This window comes from Mucilaginibacter koreensis, assembly GCF_054783355.1.
Genome location: NZ_BAAGQS010000001.1, coordinates 1,584,934 through 1,602,597 on the forward strand (window position 1 = coordinate 1,584,934; position 17,664 = coordinate 1,602,597).

General features: G+C 43.5%; 19 protein-coding genes. 13 read left to right on the plus strand and 6 right to left on the minus strand.

All coding sequences use genetic code 11. The annotated features are described in order from the left end of the window. Nucleotides 1–77 precede the first annotated feature (77 nt). Both ACYVNW_RS07200 and ACYVNW_RS07205 read right to left on the minus strand, forming a co-directional pair. A complete protein-coding gene (locus tag ACYVNW_RS07200) occupies nucleotides 78–2,609 on the minus strand; it encodes a S9 family peptidase (protein ID WP_460679171.1) in 2,532 nt (843 codons plus the stop codon). 287 nt (nucleotides 2,610–2,896) lie between these two features. Continuing rightward, nucleotides 2,897–3,766: an NAD(P)-dependent oxidoreductase gene (locus ACYVNW_RS07205; RefSeq protein ID WP_460679172.1), complete on the minus strand. Its 870-nt coding sequence runs from the start codon at nucleotides 3,764–3,766 to the stop codon at nucleotides 2,897–2,899. A gap of 124 nt (nucleotides 3,767–3,890) precedes the next feature. On the opposite strand from ACYVNW_RS07205, the gene ACYVNW_RS07210 reads away from it, so the two are divergent. The 7 genes from ACYVNW_RS07210 to ACYVNW_RS07240 all read left to right on the plus strand — a co-directional run bounded on the left by ACYVNW_RS07210 (nucleotide 3,891) and on the right by ACYVNW_RS07240 (nucleotide 10,372). Further along, nucleotides 3,891–4,529, plus strand: a complete 639-nt coding sequence (locus ACYVNW_RS07210; RefSeq protein ID WP_460679173.1) for a DUF2490 domain-containing protein — start codon at nucleotides 3,891–3,893, stop codon at nucleotides 4,527–4,529. Nucleotides 4,530–4,648: 119 nt separating this feature from the next. Next, entirely contained in the window at nucleotides 4,649–5,803 is a 1,155-nt protein-coding gene (locus tag ACYVNW_RS07215) for a GAF domain-containing protein (protein WP_460679174.1), read from the plus strand. A 41-nt stretch (nucleotides 5,804–5,844) separates the two neighbouring features. Continuing rightward, nucleotides 5,845–7,149 (plus strand): MFS transporter, encoded by a 1,305-nt coding sequence (locus tag ACYVNW_RS07220; RefSeq protein WP_460679175.1) that lies wholly within the window; start codon nucleotides 5,845–5,847, stop codon nucleotides 7,147–7,149. 250 nt (nucleotides 7,150–7,399) lie between these two features. Further along, nucleotides 7,400–7,813 (plus strand): helix-turn-helix domain-containing protein, encoded by a 414-nt coding sequence (locus tag ACYVNW_RS07225; protein ID WP_460679176.1) that lies wholly within the window; start codon nucleotides 7,400–7,402, stop codon nucleotides 7,811–7,813. 87 nt (nucleotides 7,814–7,900) lie between these two features. Continuing rightward, nucleotides 7,901–8,665, plus strand: a complete 765-nt coding sequence (locus tag ACYVNW_RS07230) for an SDR family oxidoreductase (protein WP_460679177.1) — start codon at nucleotides 7,901–7,903, stop codon at nucleotides 8,663–8,665. A 159-nt stretch (nucleotides 8,666–8,824) separates the two neighbouring features. Next, the gene (gene argH / locus ACYVNW_RS07235; protein WP_460679178.1) at nucleotides 8,825–10,159 is read left to right on the plus strand and encodes an argininosuccinate lyase; all 1,335 of its coding nucleotides are present in this window, start codon (nucleotides 8,825–8,827) and stop codon (nucleotides 10,157–10,159) included. A gap of 6 nt (nucleotides 10,160–10,165) precedes the next feature. Further along, nucleotides 10,166–10,372 (plus strand): YwbE family protein, encoded by a 207-nt coding sequence (locus tag ACYVNW_RS07240; RefSeq protein WP_460679179.1) that lies wholly within the window; start codon nucleotides 10,166–10,168, stop codon nucleotides 10,370–10,372. Here ACYVNW_RS07240 and ACYVNW_RS07245 read toward each other — a convergent pair. Further along, nucleotides 10,369–10,836, minus strand: a complete 468-nt coding sequence (locus ACYVNW_RS07245; protein WP_460679180.1) for a hypothetical protein — start codon at nucleotides 10,834–10,836, stop codon at nucleotides 10,369–10,371. The two genes, ACYVNW_RS07240 and ACYVNW_RS07245, sit on opposite strands and share 4 nt — an antisense overlap. A gap of 99 nt (nucleotides 10,837–10,935) precedes the next feature. On the opposite strand from ACYVNW_RS07245, the gene ACYVNW_RS07250 reads away from it, so the two are divergent. From ACYVNW_RS07250 to ACYVNW_RS07260, 3 genes are all read left to right on the plus strand, one after another. Continuing rightward, nucleotides 10,936–11,625, plus strand: coding sequence for a DUF1345 domain-containing protein (locus ACYVNW_RS07250; protein WP_460679181.1), 690 nt, complete (start codon nucleotides 10,936–10,938; stop codon nucleotides 11,623–11,625). A 187-nt stretch (nucleotides 11,626–11,812) separates the two neighbouring features. Then, nucleotides 11,813–11,938 (plus strand): hypothetical protein, encoded by a 126-nt coding sequence (locus ACYVNW_RS07255; RefSeq protein WP_460679182.1) that lies wholly within the window; start codon nucleotides 11,813–11,815, stop codon nucleotides 11,936–11,938. A 321-nt stretch (nucleotides 11,939–12,259) separates the two neighbouring features. Continuing rightward, the gene (locus ACYVNW_RS07260) at nucleotides 12,260–12,646 is read left to right on the plus strand and encodes a response regulator (RefSeq protein WP_460679183.1); all 387 of its coding nucleotides are present in this window, start codon (nucleotides 12,260–12,262) and stop codon (nucleotides 12,644–12,646) included. A gap of 13 nt (nucleotides 12,647–12,659) precedes the next feature. Here the strand turns inward: ACYVNW_RS07260 and ACYVNW_RS07265 are convergent, their stop codons facing one another. The 3 genes from ACYVNW_RS07265 to ACYVNW_RS07275 form a co-directional block, all read right to left on the minus strand. Beyond that, a complete protein-coding gene (locus ACYVNW_RS07265) occupies nucleotides 12,660–12,881 on the minus strand; it encodes a PspC domain-containing protein (RefSeq protein WP_460679184.1) in 222 nt (73 codons plus the stop codon). A 1-nt stretch (nucleotide 12,882) separates the two neighbouring features. Further along, complete coding sequence (locus ACYVNW_RS07270; protein WP_460679185.1) at nucleotides 12,883–14,169, minus strand: DUF2851 family protein; 1,287 nt, start codon at nucleotides 14,167–14,169, stop codon at nucleotides 12,883–12,885. 78 nt (nucleotides 14,170–14,247) lie between these two features. Beyond that, nucleotides 14,248–14,928 carry a basic secretory protein-like protein gene (locus tag ACYVNW_RS07275; protein ID WP_460679186.1) on the minus strand — a complete coding sequence of 227 codons (681 nt, stop codon included), beginning with the start codon at nucleotides 14,926–14,928 and terminating at the stop codon, nucleotides 14,248–14,250. 139 nt (nucleotides 14,929–15,067) lie between these two features. Between ACYVNW_RS07275 and ACYVNW_RS07280 the strand changes: the two genes are divergently transcribed. From ACYVNW_RS07280 to ACYVNW_RS07290, 3 genes are read left to right on the plus strand one after another with little or no spacing between them, the layout of a single operon-like run. Further along, complete coding sequence (locus ACYVNW_RS07280; RefSeq protein WP_460679187.1) at nucleotides 15,068–16,144, plus strand: M20 family metallo-hydrolase; 1,077 nt, start codon at nucleotides 15,068–15,070, stop codon at nucleotides 16,142–16,144. Further along, nucleotides 16,134–16,721, plus strand: a complete 588-nt coding sequence (locus ACYVNW_RS07285; RefSeq protein ID WP_460679188.1) for a GNAT family N-acetyltransferase — start codon at nucleotides 16,134–16,136, stop codon at nucleotides 16,719–16,721. The genes ACYVNW_RS07280 and ACYVNW_RS07285 overlap by 11 nt, the downstream gene beginning before the upstream one ends. 3 nt (nucleotides 16,722–16,724) lie before the next feature. Further along, nucleotides 16,725–17,639, plus strand: coding sequence for a DUF72 domain-containing protein (locus tag ACYVNW_RS07290; protein WP_460679189.1), 915 nt, complete (start codon nucleotides 16,725–16,727; stop codon nucleotides 17,637–17,639). Nucleotides 17,640–17,664 lie beyond the last annotated feature (25 nt).

The following is a 17,664-nucleotide window of genomic DNA, read 5'->3' on the forward strand; positions in this document are numbered from 1 at the left end:
AAATTCTGTATGTGGTTTTATAAATGACTAATGCGCAGTAAATTACTGCGCATTAGTCATTTATTGCTTTAGGTGCATTAGTTCCCTTCAGCTACACGGCGGTTAGCTTGTGAAGATTTGTTGTTCATCTCGGTATCGCGGTCTATTTCTATAATATCTACTGGCTGCGAGAAGTCACCCAGCAGGTATTTCACAAAATAGTCGGCCTTTTGCCAAAAAAAGTATTCAGTCATATCTCCATAGGCATGGCGCTGTCCTGGCAGTAAAACATAATCAAAACGCTTGTTAGCTTTGATGAGCGCATTGATAACACGAATGGTATTTGATGGACTCACGTTGTTATCAATGTCACCTGTTGACAATAGCAAGTGCCCTTTCAAATTTTTCGCTAAATCCTGGTTCTTATCAATTGAATACTGGAAGGTGGTATCCCCTTTTGGTGTGATAATCTCTTTTATACCATGATGCTTTTCACTCCACCAACGGTTATAAATGCTGTTATCATGATTACCAGATTCAGATACGGCTACCTTAAAAAAATCCGGGTAAACCAGCATAGCTGCGGTCGACATAAAACCGCCGCCTGAGTGGCCGGTAATACCCACACGGGTAATATCAATGTAAGGGTACTTATCTGCTAACTGCTCAACAGCTGTTTTTTTATCAGCCAGTCCATAATCGCGCAGGTTACCATAACCAAAGTTGTGGTACCATTTGGAACGCTCCGGGTTACCGCCACGGTTGCCTACCGTAACCACAATGAAGCCCAATTGTGCCAAGCGGTCTACATAATCCATACGGGCACTAAAGGCTTTATTTACCGCCTCAGTCTGCGGCCCCGGATAAACGTACTCAATTACTGGGTACTTTTTAGTAGGATCGAAATCAAAGGGCTTATACAGTACGCCATACAAATCGGTAACCCCATCATCCGCTTTTACTTTAAACGGTTCAGGGAACTTATAACCGGTAGCCAGCAGGCTGCTTAAATCTGTAGCGGCCAAATCCATCAGCTTATGGCCCATATTATCATACAATACACTTTTGGGCGCTGTATTGGCGCGAGAAAAGGTGCTCACCACATAATGGGTATCATCACTCTGGCTTACGCTGAAATCATAATCGCCGGGATTGATCAACTGCAAATGCGAACCATCGAGGTTAACGCGGTACAGGTGGGTGTAATAAGGGTTTTGATTGGCCTCACGCCCCGAAGCTGTAAAATACAGTACACGGTTTTTTTCGTCAATATTAATGATGTCGTCGCAATGGAATGAGCCTGAAGTAATCTGATTTTTTAACTTACCATCGGCATCATACAAATAAAAATGAGCCCAGCCGTCACGTTCCGACCATTCTACCAGTTCCTTCCCCCCATTGATCAAGCCAGGGCGGTTAATCTCGATAGAAGTATTCATGCGCTCTTCTACTACTGTTTTTACAGCGCCGGTATTGATATCTACCCGGCATACGTCAATTTTTTTTAAATCTCGGCCTGTACGGTAAAAATAGAAGTGATCGTCGGTTCCTAACCATACCGAAGGGCGGAATTCATCATCGCGGCTCTTTTGCAACTGAGGGGCCTGCCAGGTGCTTAATTCCTGGTCTTTAAAAAGGGTTACATGCAGCTTCTTGTAAGTTTTAGCCGGAAAATCAAACAGCATTAACTCTTTAACTGGATTCTCTTTCTCGCCCGGTAACTGATACTTATAAGTTTCCAGCGTAGGTCTTGGCTCGGCAATACTGTTAATTACCCACATATCTTTGATATTGCGCATATCAGAACGAATCAGTGCAAAATGCTTACTATCCGGCGACCATAACACAGGCGAAGGCTTACGCTTTTTGCGGTTCTTCTCGCGCTCTACATTCGTTTCGTTCTGATAGCTGTCACCATAGGCATAATTCTCTACCCCATCCTTTGTAAGCTGATGCTCTACAATGGTACTGTCATCCTCATTCTTCAATGCCTTTTTGTAATTGGCTTTGTCCATCCAGTACAGGTTATACTGGCGGGCAAATACAATGGCAGAGCTATCGGGCGCAATAGAGGCCCACATAGGTTTAGGTTTTACCTTATCAAAGTTTTTAAGTTCGGTTAACTGGTGATTTTGCAGGTGGTACTGAAAGTAAAAAGTTTTCTTTTCCAGTGAGTCGGCCGCCTTCTTATCCTTACGCTCTTTTTTCAGTTGCTCAACTGTACTTTTAATTTCGAACTGGATACTTTTTTCGTCTTTGGTAAACTTCAGATTTTCAATAGGCAGGTGCTGCGCATCAAAGGGATCTTTTACCACCAGGGTCACGGCGGCGGCCAGCTTATCGTTGTCAAACAACAATTCCTGCTTTCGGCTGGAAGGATCAACCAGGTACCAGCGCTTGCCGTTGCTGGTTTCAAACATGTACCAAAATTTAGTAGAGGTTTTCAGCCAGTGCGGATCAACCGATGTAGAGAATACCATTTTAGACAAACGTTTGGGCGAGTACCTTGCCGCCAGCTGGTAATTGCCTTTGGCCAGGTTTTGGGTTGGCATTTGTACAGCTGCCGTGTTTTGGGCATTAGCTTGCCCGTAAAATGCAGCTGCACCCAATAACAAGTAAAGTTTCTTCATGAAATTAATTAAAGGATTTGAAAGAGGGAAAATAGCAAAATTGCCTCTGCCATAAAACTTGTAATAAATTTAATACAGGGAGGCAAGAAGTAAGAGTCAAGAGCCAGGAATTAAGCTACAGCGTTTTACAATTACGGTCATAAAGACCTGGCTATAGAATATATTTACTATAAGGCAAAAAGAATTAACCCACCACGCCATTTGAATTATAATCAACGACATGGTGGGTCAAATTATGCTTTGAAAGTTGGTGCAATATCTTTCAACAGCGTGGAAGGAATTATTTGCTATTTATCATCTGATGAAGCTAGATACTTAATTACCGCCATTGCATCTTCACCGCCTAACCCATTGTCATTTGCTGATTTAAACGTTTCATATAAAGGCGTACTTAATGGTGCTGACATTCCTTGTTCGCGAGCCAGGCGTATGTCTTTAACCAAATGTTTCAAGGCAAAGGCGGCCGGGTACTCCCCTTTCTGTATGGCAGGGCCTTTCATTTTGGTAATGCCGTTACCAACCGCACCTTCATTGATAATGGTAAGCATGGTTTCGGTACTTACGCCGCCTTTATTGGCAAATAGAATTGCTTCTGCCAGGCCTTGCAGGTTAATTGCCAGCAGATAATTGATCGCCAGCTTGGCGGCACTTGCTGTACCTACCGAGCCTATATGTAAAGCCATTTTACTTATCGCATCAAACACCGGTTTTACACTTTCAAAGATATTAGCATCACCACCAGCCAATACGATCAATGTGCCGTCCTGCGCCGGCTTAACACTACCCGATACTGGTGCTTCTAAAAAATGTGCGCCCTTAGCCTGGCATTGCTGCATTATTTCGTGAGAGGTTTCCGAAGCTACAGTACTTGCATTCATGAATATTTTGCCTTGACTATCAACTGATAACAGCCCTTTATCTCCAGCAAATATTTCCTTGCAGGCCGCGTCATCCGATACCATTACAAAAATAACATCATTGCCTTTTGTAAGCTGCTGCAAATCATCGGCCGCAGTGGCGCCGGCCTCAACAGCTTCTTTTTCTTTATCTTTTGTGCGGTTGTACACCTGCACTTCAAACCCAGCCTTTAGCAGGTTGACAACCATTGGCGTGCCCATATTGCCCAGGCCAGCCCACCCTATTTTAAATTGACTCATTGTGTTTATGTATTTGTGAAAGAAACAATAGCCCGGCAACTAAGTTTACATGAATGCCGATCATTTGCCAATGTTAAAAACAATTACTGTCTTAAGCGTATTCCTGTTTATCCATATGGCGTGCATGGCTCAACGCACCGAAACGCAAGGCTGGTTTTTTTTATCGCACATCCAAACCATTAGTAAGAAGTTCGATATAATGGCAGACGTGCAATTACGTTCGTCCAATCAGTTCGATTATCTCACTACTGTACTGCTTCGTTCGGGCTTGCTGTACAAATTCGATGAACAGCAATCAGCCGGCTTAGGTTACGCTTATAAAGGTGACTGGGAACATGAAGCCAACGGTACCAGCTATACGCTGGAGAACCGTATTTTCGAGCAATATCTGCTGAAATTCAAATTAAAGCTCACCGAATTTAATTTACGCGCCCGCCTGGAGCAACGGTTTGTTAAAGAGCAACAGGTTAATTTTTCGCAAAGGGCGCGGGCGTTTTTTAGCGCGCAAATTCCGTTGATAGCCAATACGGATTTTTCGAAGGGTGTATACACCGGTTTGCAAAATGAGATATTTTTAAACATTGTACATAAAAACAAAGTAAACAATAGCATCTTTGACCAAAACCGCCTTCTGGGTTCAGTGGGTTACCGCTGGAGCAAAAACCTGGATACAGAGATCGGTTATTATTTTTGGTATCAGCAAGAAATGGATGTTGCTTACCGTCGTAACGTAATTCAAATTATGATAACCAGCCAGTTATAAAAAAGCATGTGCAAACATCAATTTTTAAAATCTGCACCATTAATTATTTCGTAACTCAAAACATCAACTGCCGCTTAGCCGGGTGAAGCCGGTTTACGCTCTAATAAATATCTCAATTAATGTTCACCGACCTGAGCACAGAATCCAACCGCCTTAAGGCAGTTAACCGCTTTTTAAACCTTCAGATTAGCCGCGAAAAAGAGCTTGAAGACATCCTTAATCTGGCTGCCTCCATTTGCAATGCACCGGTGGCATTGATTACCTTAATTGAAAAAGATATTCAGTATTTTAAATTTAAAACAGGCACTGAACTTAAATGTAATTTGCGTGAGAATAGCTTTTGCAATTATTTAAATAAAACAGATAAACATTTAATAGTTAATAACTTAAAATCAGATGCCAGGTTTACTAACAATCCACTGGTAAACACAGATACACCTATTTTATTTTATGCGGGCATCCCCCTCGTTACGCATGATGATGAATTTATCGGCAGCTTGTGCGTATTGGATTATGAGGAGAAAAGCCTAAGTCAAAATCAAATTGATTCGATTGCCATTTTAGCGAGGCAGGTAATTAACATACTTGAACTGGAATTGAGCTTAAGCGTATTAAAAAACCAATATCAGGAAGCGCAGGACCTGTCAGACAAATTACGTTCGTTTTTTGAAAGCTCCGAATCAGGCCATGCACTTCTCGATCGTAATTTTGCTGTTGTTACCTTTAATAAGGCTTTGTATAATTTTATTTACCGCATGTTTGGCGTTGAATTGGTGCAGGGTATTAAGGCTACCGATTATGTGGACCGGATGTATGTAAATGATTTTATTCGAAACTTCAATCAGGCATTACAAGGCGAAAACATCATCAGCGAACGCTTAATCAACCACCCGGTTCTGGGCAACATCTGGTACCGGTTTACTTACAACCCGGCTTATGACGTTGCAGGAAACGTAATTGGCATATCATGGAATGCTGCAGATGTTACAGAAAGTAAAACGCACGAGCAGCACATTCTGCAACAAAACGAAGCCTTGCGCAAAATTGCTTACGTACAGTCGCATGAGTTCAGGAAGCCGGTAGCATCCATATTGGGTTTACTTAATGTAATGAAAACTATAGGCCAAGCTGAACACGAAGCTTGCTTGCAGATGATTGAGCAATCGGCCAATGAACTGGACAGCACCATTAAACATATTATCCATACCACAGAGCCGGTTTTGCTTAATATCAACGATGGTGATTTTGAGTCGTACTTAACCATTGCCGTATAATCGAAATCACTAACTTGCCTGCTGTATTTCCGAAACAAAATATGAACGAACAGCAGGCCTTTAAACCTACGGCACTCACTGCCGGGCAACGTATATGGTCTATCATAGGTGGCTCATTAGGCAACCTGGTAGAATGGTATGATTGGTACATCTATTCTGCCTTTTCACTCTATTTTGCTTCAGCCTTTTTTCCGAAGGATAATCAAACCGCACAATTATTAAATGCCGCCGGCATATTTGCCATTGGCTTTCTGATGCGCCCGATCGGTGGCTGGCTGATGGGCACTTATGCCGATAAGCATGGACGGAAAAAAGCGCTCACGCTCTCTGTTATGCTTATGAGTGCCGGCTCTTTACTAATTGCCCTCTCTCCCGGTTACAAGCAGATTGGCGTTGCCGCGCCCCTACTACTGGTACTAGCCCGCATGATACAGGGCCTGAGCGTTGGTGGCGAATACGGCACCAGTGCCACCTACCTCAGCGAAATGGCTACGCAAAAGCACCGGGGTTTTTATTCCAGCTTTCAGTATGTAACGTTAATTATGGGTCAATTGGTGGCACTTGGGGTTCTGGTATTATTGCAACAGGTATTTTTAACCGAACAACAATTACAAAGCTGGGGCTGGCGCATACCCTTCGGCATTGGTGCAGTATTAGCGGTAACAGCCCTGTACCTGCGCCGTGGCCTCCATGAATCGAAAGATTTTACGGCCAGCCATAAGCAAAAAGAACGTGGCACATTAAAGCTGTTGTTCCGCTACCCCAAAGCAGTATTTACGGTGATTGGCTTAACCTTGGGTGGTACAGTGGCCTTTTACACCTTTACTACCTACATGCAAAAATTTCTGGTGAACACTGCGGGCTTTTCGGCTACTGATGCTACATTGATTTCCACCTGTACACTTATTTTCTTTATGCTGCTGCAGCCACTTTTTGGGTTATGGTCTGATTATATCGGTCGCAAACCCCTACTCATTGGTTTTGGCGTACTGGGTTCATTAACTACAGTGATGATTTTGAAGCAGCTCAGCGTTACGCATAACGACTGGATGGCCTTTGCTCTCATTACGATTGCGCTCATTATTGTAAGCGGCTATACCTCCATCAACGCAGTGGTAAAGGCAGAACTTTTTCCGGCGGAGATACGAGCGCTGGGCGTAGGTTTTCCGTACGCTATTGCGGTATCCGTATTTGGCGGAACGGCAGAACCACTGGCATTATACTTTAAAAAAATCCATCACCAGGAATGGTTCTACTGGTATGTTACTGGCTGTATTCTGATCTCTTTATTGGTGTATGTATTGATGAATGATACCCGTAAACATTCAAAAATTGAAATTGAATAGTAATTGTATGCTCATCTTTTTTCTGGATTTGTGATATATAAAAAGGCGATAAGTGTTTGTTTAGTTATATATTATAATGTTTTGATTATTAGTGTTTTTATTAAATTTCCTTCACTTTAAACTATATGAATAGTTTAGATTATTAATCAATTTAATTAAATAAATTTGATTAATAATAATGATTGCAAGCTACTTCACGCATCAAATTTTTTGATTAATAGCATTTTGTATTTTTGTTAAAACTAATAACATGACAACTCCAAAAATACCCCAGAAAATACTGGCCCGTCAGCGCGAAATTACTGCGGAGTTCTTGCAGCATATTGACACGCACCTGGCCGATATCTTATCTGGCAAGGCCACTGAAATGTTTGAGATACGCGACATTGCCGGGCTGATGTTTATTCATCCCACCCACCTCAGCAATACCATAAAATTAACCACCGGACAAGCGCCATGTTACTTTTTTGAAAAGCGCCTGATGAAAATTGCCAGAGAACAATTATTGGACAGTCATAAATCTATAGCTGAAATAGCCAGCTTGCTCACCTTTGATCCATCCAACTTTACCAAATTTTTTAAACGGTTTGAGGGATGTACGCCCAAGCAGTTTAGAGAAGCCGCATTCTCTGAACAGTTGAAAAATGTGCCACTTGCCATTTAAAAACTGAAACTATCACCATTTTATCTGAAGCTGGTACCATTATTATCTACGTATCGTACTGCAACTTTGTATCCATAAAAAACAGATATGGATACCACAACAAAAATCGCTCTGGTTACCGGCGGAAGCCGCGGACTGGGCAAAAACTCAGCCCTTAAAATAGCCGATAAAGGCATAGATGTTATTGTAGTTTACCACTCCAAGCAGGCAGAAGCCGATGAGGTAATTGCCCAGATTGAGCAAAAAGGCCGCAGAGCTATAGCTATGCAACTGGACGTTGCCAATACCAAGGGTTTCGATGATTTTTACAATCGCCTTAAAGAGCAACTGCAGCAAACCTGGCAGCGCGACACTTTCGATTTTCTGATTAACTGTGCGGGCATTGATGCCGCCTCTCCTTTTGCTGAAACTACCGAAGAGGATTTCGACAACTTGATGAACGTACATTTCAAAGGCACTTACTTTTTTACCCAAAAAGCGCTGCCTTATTTAGCTGATGGCGGACGTATCATCAACTTCTCATCTGGTCTGGCGCGCTTTGCTACACCTGGCTACGCAGCTTATGCCTCCATGAAGGGCGCCATTGAGGTATTTACCCGTTACCTGGCCAAAGAACTGGGGCATCGTAAAATTGCAGCCAACGTAGTAGCACCTGGCATCGTTAAAACCGATTTTACTAAAAAAGCATTCGCTTCGCACCCCCAAATGGAAGAATACATTAGCCAGATCACTTCGCTGGGTCGCCCCGGCGAGCCGGATGACATCGGCGGCATCGTAGCCTTCTTATGTACACCTGAAGCACAGTGGATCAATGCCCAGCGTATTGAAGCCTCAGGCGGTATGTTTTTGTAAATGGTTCATGGTTCATGGTTCATGGTTCATGGTTCATAAGGTAAGCTGACATAAGTTGAAGGTGTTTTAACCCGTTCACTTTTTCTATCTATGAACTAATCGCTATAAACTATCAACCATGAACCATGAACTATGTACTATTTCACTAATTTTGCCCCTATGAGTAAACTGTGGCAAAAAACAACCCAGGTAAATGATTGGGTAGAAAGCTTTACTGTTGGTCGTGACCGCGAACTGGACGCCCAAATGGCCGCCTTTGATGTATTAGGCTCATTGGCGCATACCCGCATGCTAAACAGCATTGGGTTACTGAATGAAGAAGATCTGAATTTAGTACAGCAAGAGCTGAAAGCCATTTACCAGGAAATACAAAACGGACAGTTTACCATTGAGGCCGGTGTTGAGGATGTACACTCACAGGTAGAGCTGCTGCTTACCCGCCGCATTGGTGAGGCCGGCAAAAAAATTCACAGCGGCCGTTCCCGTAATGACCAAGTGCTGGTAGATTTGAAATTGTATTTCCGCCACGAGTTACAGCAAATCGCCGAGCAAGCCCAAGCCCTATTTACCCAACTCACCGAATTGAGTGAAAAGCACAAGGCAGTATTACTTCCCGGTTATACTCACCTGCAAATTGCAATGCCATCTTCTTTCGGCTTATGGTTTGGCGCTTATGCCGAGAGCCTGACTGACGATATGGAACTTTTATTGGCCGCTTACCGCATCACCAATAAAAACCCGCTGGGTTCGGCAGCTGGTTATGGCTCTTCTTTCCCTTTAAACCGTACCCTAACAACGCAGTTGCTGGGCTTTGGTAATTTAAACTATAATTCGGTGTATGCACAAATGGGCCGGGGTAAAACTGAACGCATTATTGCGCAAGCACTGTCCTCTATCGCCGCTACACTGGGCAAACTGGCAATGGACAATTGTTTATACCTCAGCCAAAACTTTAGCTTTATTAGTTACCCTGAAAACCTGACCACCGGGAGCAGTATTATGCCGCACAAAAAAAACCCAGATGTATGGGAAATTATGCGTGGTAAATGTAACCGGTTACAGGCCCTGCCCAATGATATTGCCCTGATGACTACTAACCTGCCATCCGGTTATCACCGCGAAATGCAATTATTGAAAGAGCTGCTTTTCCCGGCTTTTGCTGAACTGAAGGGCTGCCTGCAAATGGCTGCGTTTATGCTGGAGCACGTTACGGTGAAAACCGATATTTTAAACGATGCCAAATACAGCTACCTGTTTAGTGTAGAGGAAGTAAACAAACAGGTACTTAACGGCGTGCCTTTCAGGGACGCCTACAAACAAGTGGGCCTAGCTATAGAACAGGGCAACTTTAATCCGGAGAAAGAGGTGCGTCATACGCATGAGGGTAGCATAGGTAACCTGAATAATGTTGAAATTACAGCTGCTATGAATGCCATTGTAGCGCAGTTCAATTTCGAAGAAGCAGAAAACGCCATTCGTAACCTCGTAGCTTAATATTACATGAACGGACAAAACCGCAAAGACATCTACCCCGGCCTGGAGGTAGACATTATATTAAAAAAAGATCAGCGCAGTGGTACCTTAACACGAGGTATAGTGAAAAACCTTTTAACCAGCGCCCCTTACCACTCGCGGGGTATTAAAGTACGGTTAGAGGACGGGCAAGTGGGCCGCGTAGCCTATATTGTAGAAGAAGACGATTTTTAATCCATATTCTTCCAGGAGGAAACCATAATATCATGCGTATACTGCGGGGCATATAGTACCTGCAGCCGAGTTCCTACCTGTATGCTGTCTAACACCTCGAGTGATGGCGCAGCATTTACCACTTCGGTAAACGGCGGACCTACGTTAGGCACAATCTTTAACAACAATCTTACTTCAGGCGTTCTGCGAAACCAGGCCGGCTCCTGATCGGCACTTACCACCACAGCTTCGCCCGGCATTCCATACCGGTTCAAGTACCACTCGTTAAGTGCAGGAAATAATTTGCTGCCTAACAGGCAGGCGATAAACACAAAATAAAACAGGTAAGCTACCCCGTAACGCTTTACCACTGGCTTTTTACGCAACATGAGGCCTGCAATTAACGCAGGCACACCTATTACAAAAAACACAAATAAATAATGTACAGATAATACGTGTAATACTAATGCGGCAAAAGCCTTCATGTGCAATTAAATAGTTAAGGCAGAAATGATACTGCCGGGTTTTATTTTACGTAATTTCAGTATAATTGGTTTATCAAACCAATAAAACACTTACCCTGTATGACTGCCAAAAATGAAGCCAATAATGCAAATGTACAACTCGACGCCCAACACCGCCTGTATATTGCCTTAGTTGTTGGCATCGCAGCTTTTTTTGGTTTCAGAAATTTGACCAGCGCACCTGAGCTGATTCTGCTCATTTGGATTTGCTTCGGCATGAGTTTGATTGTGATGCAATGGATTGTAATACTCACTGCTCACCCACGCGAAATTATTAAAATTGCCAAATTGCAGGATTCAAGCCGAAGCCTGATATTTCTCTTTGTGATCGGCGCATCGCTGGTAAGCCTGGGTGCTATTTTATTTTTGTTAAAATCACCAAAGTCTGCCTCTGATGCACAAACAGCTATGCATGTGCTGGTATCATTAGGCGCTGTATTTGTATCCTGGTGGCTGGTACATACCGTATTTACCATGCGCTATGCACATGATTATTATGATACCACTACCGACAATGGCCAGAGCAAGCCGGCATGCGGTTTAAACTTCCCGGATGAAGACGAACCCGATTATATGGATTTCGTTTATTTTTCCTTTGTTATCGGCATGACCTTCCAGGTATCAGATGTGGAAATTTCATCTAAGCACATCCGCCGGCTGGCCTGGGCACATGGCCTTATTTCTTTTGCCTTCAATACTGCTATTGTGGCCTTAAGTATAAATATCATCTCCGGCCTTGTATCGCATTAATTCTTCCTGTTTCATCAAATTGAGACGGTACCGTTGGCCTGTTGACTGATTTTTGATACAAACCTGTAAACTACGGTTTACACCTGGTAGCCCTTAATGACTTCATTTAAAGCTATTATTGTCATTTGTGAATATCCGGCACGTTATTGGTACTAAGCTGTACAACTACATTAAACTTATAAACGCTATGAAAAATTCAACTAAAACCCAGGTACTGTTAAAGGCATTAGATATTGAATTAAAAAGCTTACTGTCTAACGATTTAAAAAACTATAAAGCGGCCAAACAAGGCAACACCAAACAAGCCGCATAATATATACTATTTTATAAAAGAGGGTTAATCAGCGAGGGGCTGCTTCATCATGAAGTTGCCCCTTTCGTTTTTTGCAACTGTTGTTGTTTGCTAACAACATTCGCTTATCTAAACAGAAATTAAATTTAAAATTTTTACAGCGATGAATCACACCAATAATTACAATTATTAATCTATGGTACTCACATTTGCTTATTACTATCTGTAAATAACATCTATGTCAAACATGAGATGATATGAAGTAATACATGTTTGAACATTGGCATGTAAATTGAATATGTTTGAATATCTCTATAATAAGCTATACTATATATATTTTTGATGAAGAAGCGTATTTTGGTTGTTGATGATGACGCCGCTATTGTTGAAGCACTAAGCGAATTGCTTACCATACATGATTTTGAAGTTTGTACGGTACAGCGCGGCGATAAAGTATTCGAGAACATTGTAACCTATAACCCCGACTTAATTCTGATGGATATTATGCTGTCAGGAATGGACGGCCGTACCATTTGCAGGGCGCTAAGGGCAATAGAGAGTACCAGCAAAATCCCTGTAATATTATTATCGGGCGGAAACTACGAAACGGAAAACACGATAAGACAAAGTTATGCGGCTGATTTTGTACAAAAGCCATTTGATATGCACGACCTCGTTAGCCGTATACACCGGCAAATAAGCGAGCATGAATCATTAAAGGCCTCATAAGCCCATAAGCGCTTTACAAATCTGAAAACTTGGTATGTACACGCTTGATATAATTCCGTATATCAAGCACGATACCCGCACAGAAGTAAAATATAATCGGAAAGCCGACCGCTAAGAATGAGGAATAGATGAAAAACAACCTGATTTTGGCTATCGATATATTCAGCCGTTCGCCCAGATAAGTACATACCCCGAAGGAGTACCTTTCAAAAAATGTTAAAAGTCGCTGTAGCATATCAGTTTCTGTTTAAAATATAATTTCCAACGCCGCACTGCAGGCACTTTTTAAAATTACAGTAGCTGCTTTTCAATTCGAGCAGAGCCTGCGTTTCAAACGCATTTTTGGGTTTGATGCCCAAACTACTAAACCCTTCAATAATAGAATTATGTTCGGCAGGCAATTGTTCGAGTAGCTGCAGGCTGCGGTCTACAAACTTTTGCTGCTGGCGATGCCGGCCATAAGCAAACAGCACCCGCACCACCGTATTTAACAAAATATTATCTATTGAAGCTGCACCTATGGTTTTATCAGCACTGGTGGATGCCGCATCAAACCGGTAGTGGGTTATCCAATAATCATTAACTTTTAAAGGACTAAAAAGTTTACGCAAAGCCGCAGGTTCTTCCAAATCAATGATTAACGAAAACAAATGCTGGCTCTGGTTTATTAATGCAGCAAACTGGGCCAGCCTGATGGTAGGGAAATTTTGAGGCCTCAATCGTAAAAACTTCCATAAATGCTTTTCCAGCGGCGCAAGGCTATGCTTGTGTTTCAGGTAAGAAAATTCCTTTTGTAATTGCTGTGGATAAGCATCAGCAAATTCACCCTCCAGCATACCGGCTTGTCCAAAAATTAATGCCTCAATTTGCAGCGCACTATTTTTATGTTTAGCCAGTATAATCTGAGGCAACGAGCGGGCCAGTAACTCAAAAGGCAGGGCATTAATATTAAACCCAAAATTGGCAGCCAGCAACTGGTAAAAAGTTTCCTCCCAGTTACCCCTGTTTTGGTGCAGCGTGCGGATTACAGTTTCAGATTTTCGTTCCAGCCGCTCAATAAGTGTGCGGGTAAGCCAGTTTTGCATGCTCAATTGCGAAACTCTGCTAATGGAACCCTCGCAGGGAATCACCCTTTGCTGCCCGTAAATCAGCTGGTGGTAGCGGCCGTATAGATCGGCTGCAATGCGGCCCTTTAATATTAAGGTGGGTAACTTTTGCCCGTTGGGTAGTATTACCGGTTGATTATCTTCATATACCACATGTAAAATTACATTGCGGTAGGCTTCATCAGTTTGGTGGGTGTGCTTGTACCAGTCGGCAGAAGCAATGTGTATCTCCACCGTACCGGCCCAAACCGTCTCACCTATTTTAATACGGGCGTTATGAAAATCGGGCCCGGCGTTGGTATTGTGCTGCCCGGGCGCCATCACCTCAATATTTTCACCATCAACGGTTTGCAGGGCCGCACGGTCATACAAGCGGTATTGCCACACATAATGCAAAAAGTCTTCGGTGAAAAGCATGAAGACAAGATAACGCGAAAAGGCTAAATTAACAACGGCCTGTAAATAAATAAGCCGCCTGTAGGGCGGCTTATCAGCTTATTTTGTATTGGCAGCCAGTGCCGGGCTGGCCACATAGGCCTGCCATAATTCGTCTAATGTTTTGCCGGTCAGTTTTTTCCAGCTATCGGCAGTGTAGGTATGTTCGCGCATTTGTTTATCCAATTCCTTAACCACCCCTTTTTTAACGTGCTGCTCTATCCACAGCAAAAAGCGGGCGGTAATGCGGTAGCTATTTTCATAGCTTTGGCCGGCTTTATAATCGGGCAGTTTCCAGTTAGCAGCCGCATTGTTGATGCCAAACTCACTGCGGGCATAATCGGCTATGCCTTCGGTTAGCCATCCCGGCCCCGTGGTTTCGCCGTAGTCCTGCACAATGTGCATCCCTTCGTGGGTCACCACATCAATATCTTCGGGGCGGTCATGTAACCACTTTGAACTTATGCGGATGTGGGCGTCACCGGTTTCGGCCACACCTTTATATGCGGTATCAATCAAAATGTTAACGTCTTTAGCGGTGTGCTTGTTATAAGCTTTAGCCAGTTTAGGATATACATCAAAAAACGTATTGATAATCCGCTCCTGCTCACTTGCAGGTAAGGTAGCATCGGTATTGGTAAATGTTAGCGTATAGCCATCGCGTTTATAAGTTTTAGATTGTGCGTTTGCATTCCACACTAAAGCAGATAAGGGTAACAGCAGGGCATATTTTAATTTCATACTCAATTGATATGGCGTAAATATAAATACCTGAATATAAATAGACAGCTTTGTATTTAAAAAGTTGCAAGACAGGCCATCAGAAAAAATGCTGTACTTTTGCCCTACTAACGGAAATGAAAGTTTTCTACAGCACTATATGATCACTACCGATACTCTATACTTGCAAGCCGTGCAACTGCTGCAACAATTAATAGCAACACCATCATTTAGCCGCGAGGAAGCGCCAACGGCAGATATTATTGAACAGTTTTTGCAGCAGCGTGGTATTCGTACCCAACGTAAGCTCAACAATATATGGGCTTATAATAAATACTTCGACCCGGCAAAGCCCACCATCCTGTTAAACTCGCATCATGATACCGTAAAACCGAACTCCGGTTATACCCGCAAGCCTTTTGATGCAGCCATAGAAGACGATACTTTGTATGGTTTAGGCAGCAATGATGCCGGCGGACCGCTGGTATCACTCATCAGTACGTTTTTATACTTTTACGAACGCACAGATTTAAACTATAATTTTTGCCTGGCGGCTACTTCCGAAGAAGAAATTTCAGGGACCAACGGTTTAGAGTTAGTTATTCCGGATCTTGGTGAACTGGAGTTTGCCATAGTGGGCGAACCCACCCAAATGCAGTTAGCTATTGCTGAACGCGGTTTAATGGTGCTGGATTGCACCGCTCATGGCAAGGCTGGCCATGCCGCCCGCGAGGAAGGTGAAAATGCCATTTATAAAGCGCTTACTGATATTGAATGGTTCCGTAATTTCAAATTTCCGAAAGAATCAGAAGTATTCGGGCCGATCAAAATGTCGGTCACCATTATTAACGCTGGCTCGCAGCACAATGTGGTGCCGGCTACCTGTACCTTTACGGTGGATGTGCGGGTAACTGATGCTTACCGCAACGAAGAAGTATTGGATATCATCCGCCAGCATGTGAGTTGTGAGGTTAAACCACGGTCCATCAGGCTCAAACCTTCCAGTATTGATAAGCAGCACCCTATTGTACAGGCCGGTTTGCAACTGGGCCGATACACATATGGCTCACCTACTACTTCAGACCAGGCATTGCTGGATATTCCGTCCCTGAAAATCGGCCCCGGCGATTCGGCGCGGTCGCACATGGCCGATGAATATATTCTTCTCAGCGAAATCAAAGAAGGTATTGAATTGTATATTCAGTTACTGGAAACGATTACCGTACATGAAGCATAACTTACAGCCTATTTTATCCAACAGCATAGTTACCCTGCGGCCCTTACAAGCCGTTGACGAGGCCTTGCTGCAAAAGGTGGCCGATGAAAAGGAGCTATGGACCTACGGTTTGAGTGACTTGAGCCAGCCCGGCGAATTGCATAAATATATCAATAAAGCTTTAGCCGACCGTGAAGCCGAAACCTGTGCCGTGTGGACAATTTACGACCATAAAAGCAACCAGGTAGCCGGCTGTACCCGCCTGATGGATATTGACTGGAAAGATGAACGCGGGCAAATTGGCGCTACCTGGATTGGCGAAAGCTGGCGTGGCACCGGCCTCAACCGGGCCATGAAGTACGAGATACTCACTTACGGCTTCGAAACTTTGGGCCTCAACCGTATTGAGTTTAGGGTAGATGAGCGCAACATGCGCTCAAGGAAGGCGGTAGCAAGCTTAGGTGCACACCAGGAAGGGATACTGCGTCAGCACATGAAAACGCATGATGGCTTTTTGCGCAATACTGTGTTTTACAGCATTTTGAAAAGCGAATGGCCGCGTGTAAAGCACAAGCATTTTACTCATTATGTGAAGTAAGCTATGGAGTTTGGCAAAGTAAGGCCCGAACAGCTGGCAACTGTTGATTTCACCCTCCCGCCCGACCCTGACTTTACCACTCAGGTATTAGCCGCTTCGCCATCGGCAGCGTCGTTACAGGTATATGTGGGCTGCCCCACTTGGGTACATAGCGAATGGAAGGGATTACTTTACCCGCCCAAAACCAAAGACACTGATTTTTTAACCGAATACGCTAAACAGTTCAACAGTATTGAACTTAATGCTACCTATTATCGTGTGTTTGATGAACAGCATATCAGCAAGTGGCGCGCAAAAGCAGAGGTGAACCCGGACTTTAAATTTTGTCCTAAGTTTTCGCAGATCATCAGTCATCACAAACGGCTTAAAAATGCAAGCGAACTGACTACTGCTTTTTACAGGGGCATCATGGCCTTTGAGAAGCATCTGGGACCGGTGTTTTTGCAACTGAGCGATACCTTTACGCCCAAAAGTTATATAGACCTGAAAGCTTTTTTACAGGACGCCCCTACCGACGTGCCCCTGTTTACTGAATTGCGCGATGAAGCCTGGTTTGCCAATCCGCAGGTACGGGATGAGGTTTTTGGAATGATGCATAACTTGAATGTGGGTTCCATTATTACCGATGCTGCCGGGCGAAGGGATTGTGTACACTTGTATCTGCCCACTCCCCATGCTTTTATCCGTTACGTAGGCAATGACCTGCACCCTTCTGATTACCTCCGCATTGATGCCTGGGTGCAGCGCATCAAACAATGGCAGCAGCAGGGCCTGCAAAGCCTTTATTTTTTCGTGCACCAGCACGATGAACATGCTACGCCGGTAATAGCTGACTACCTGATTGAACAATTGAATAAAAATTTGGGATTAAATTTGAAACGCCCGCGGCTGATACCGCAGCAGCAGGGATTGTTTTAATACCACAAGCCGTACTACTTCAAGT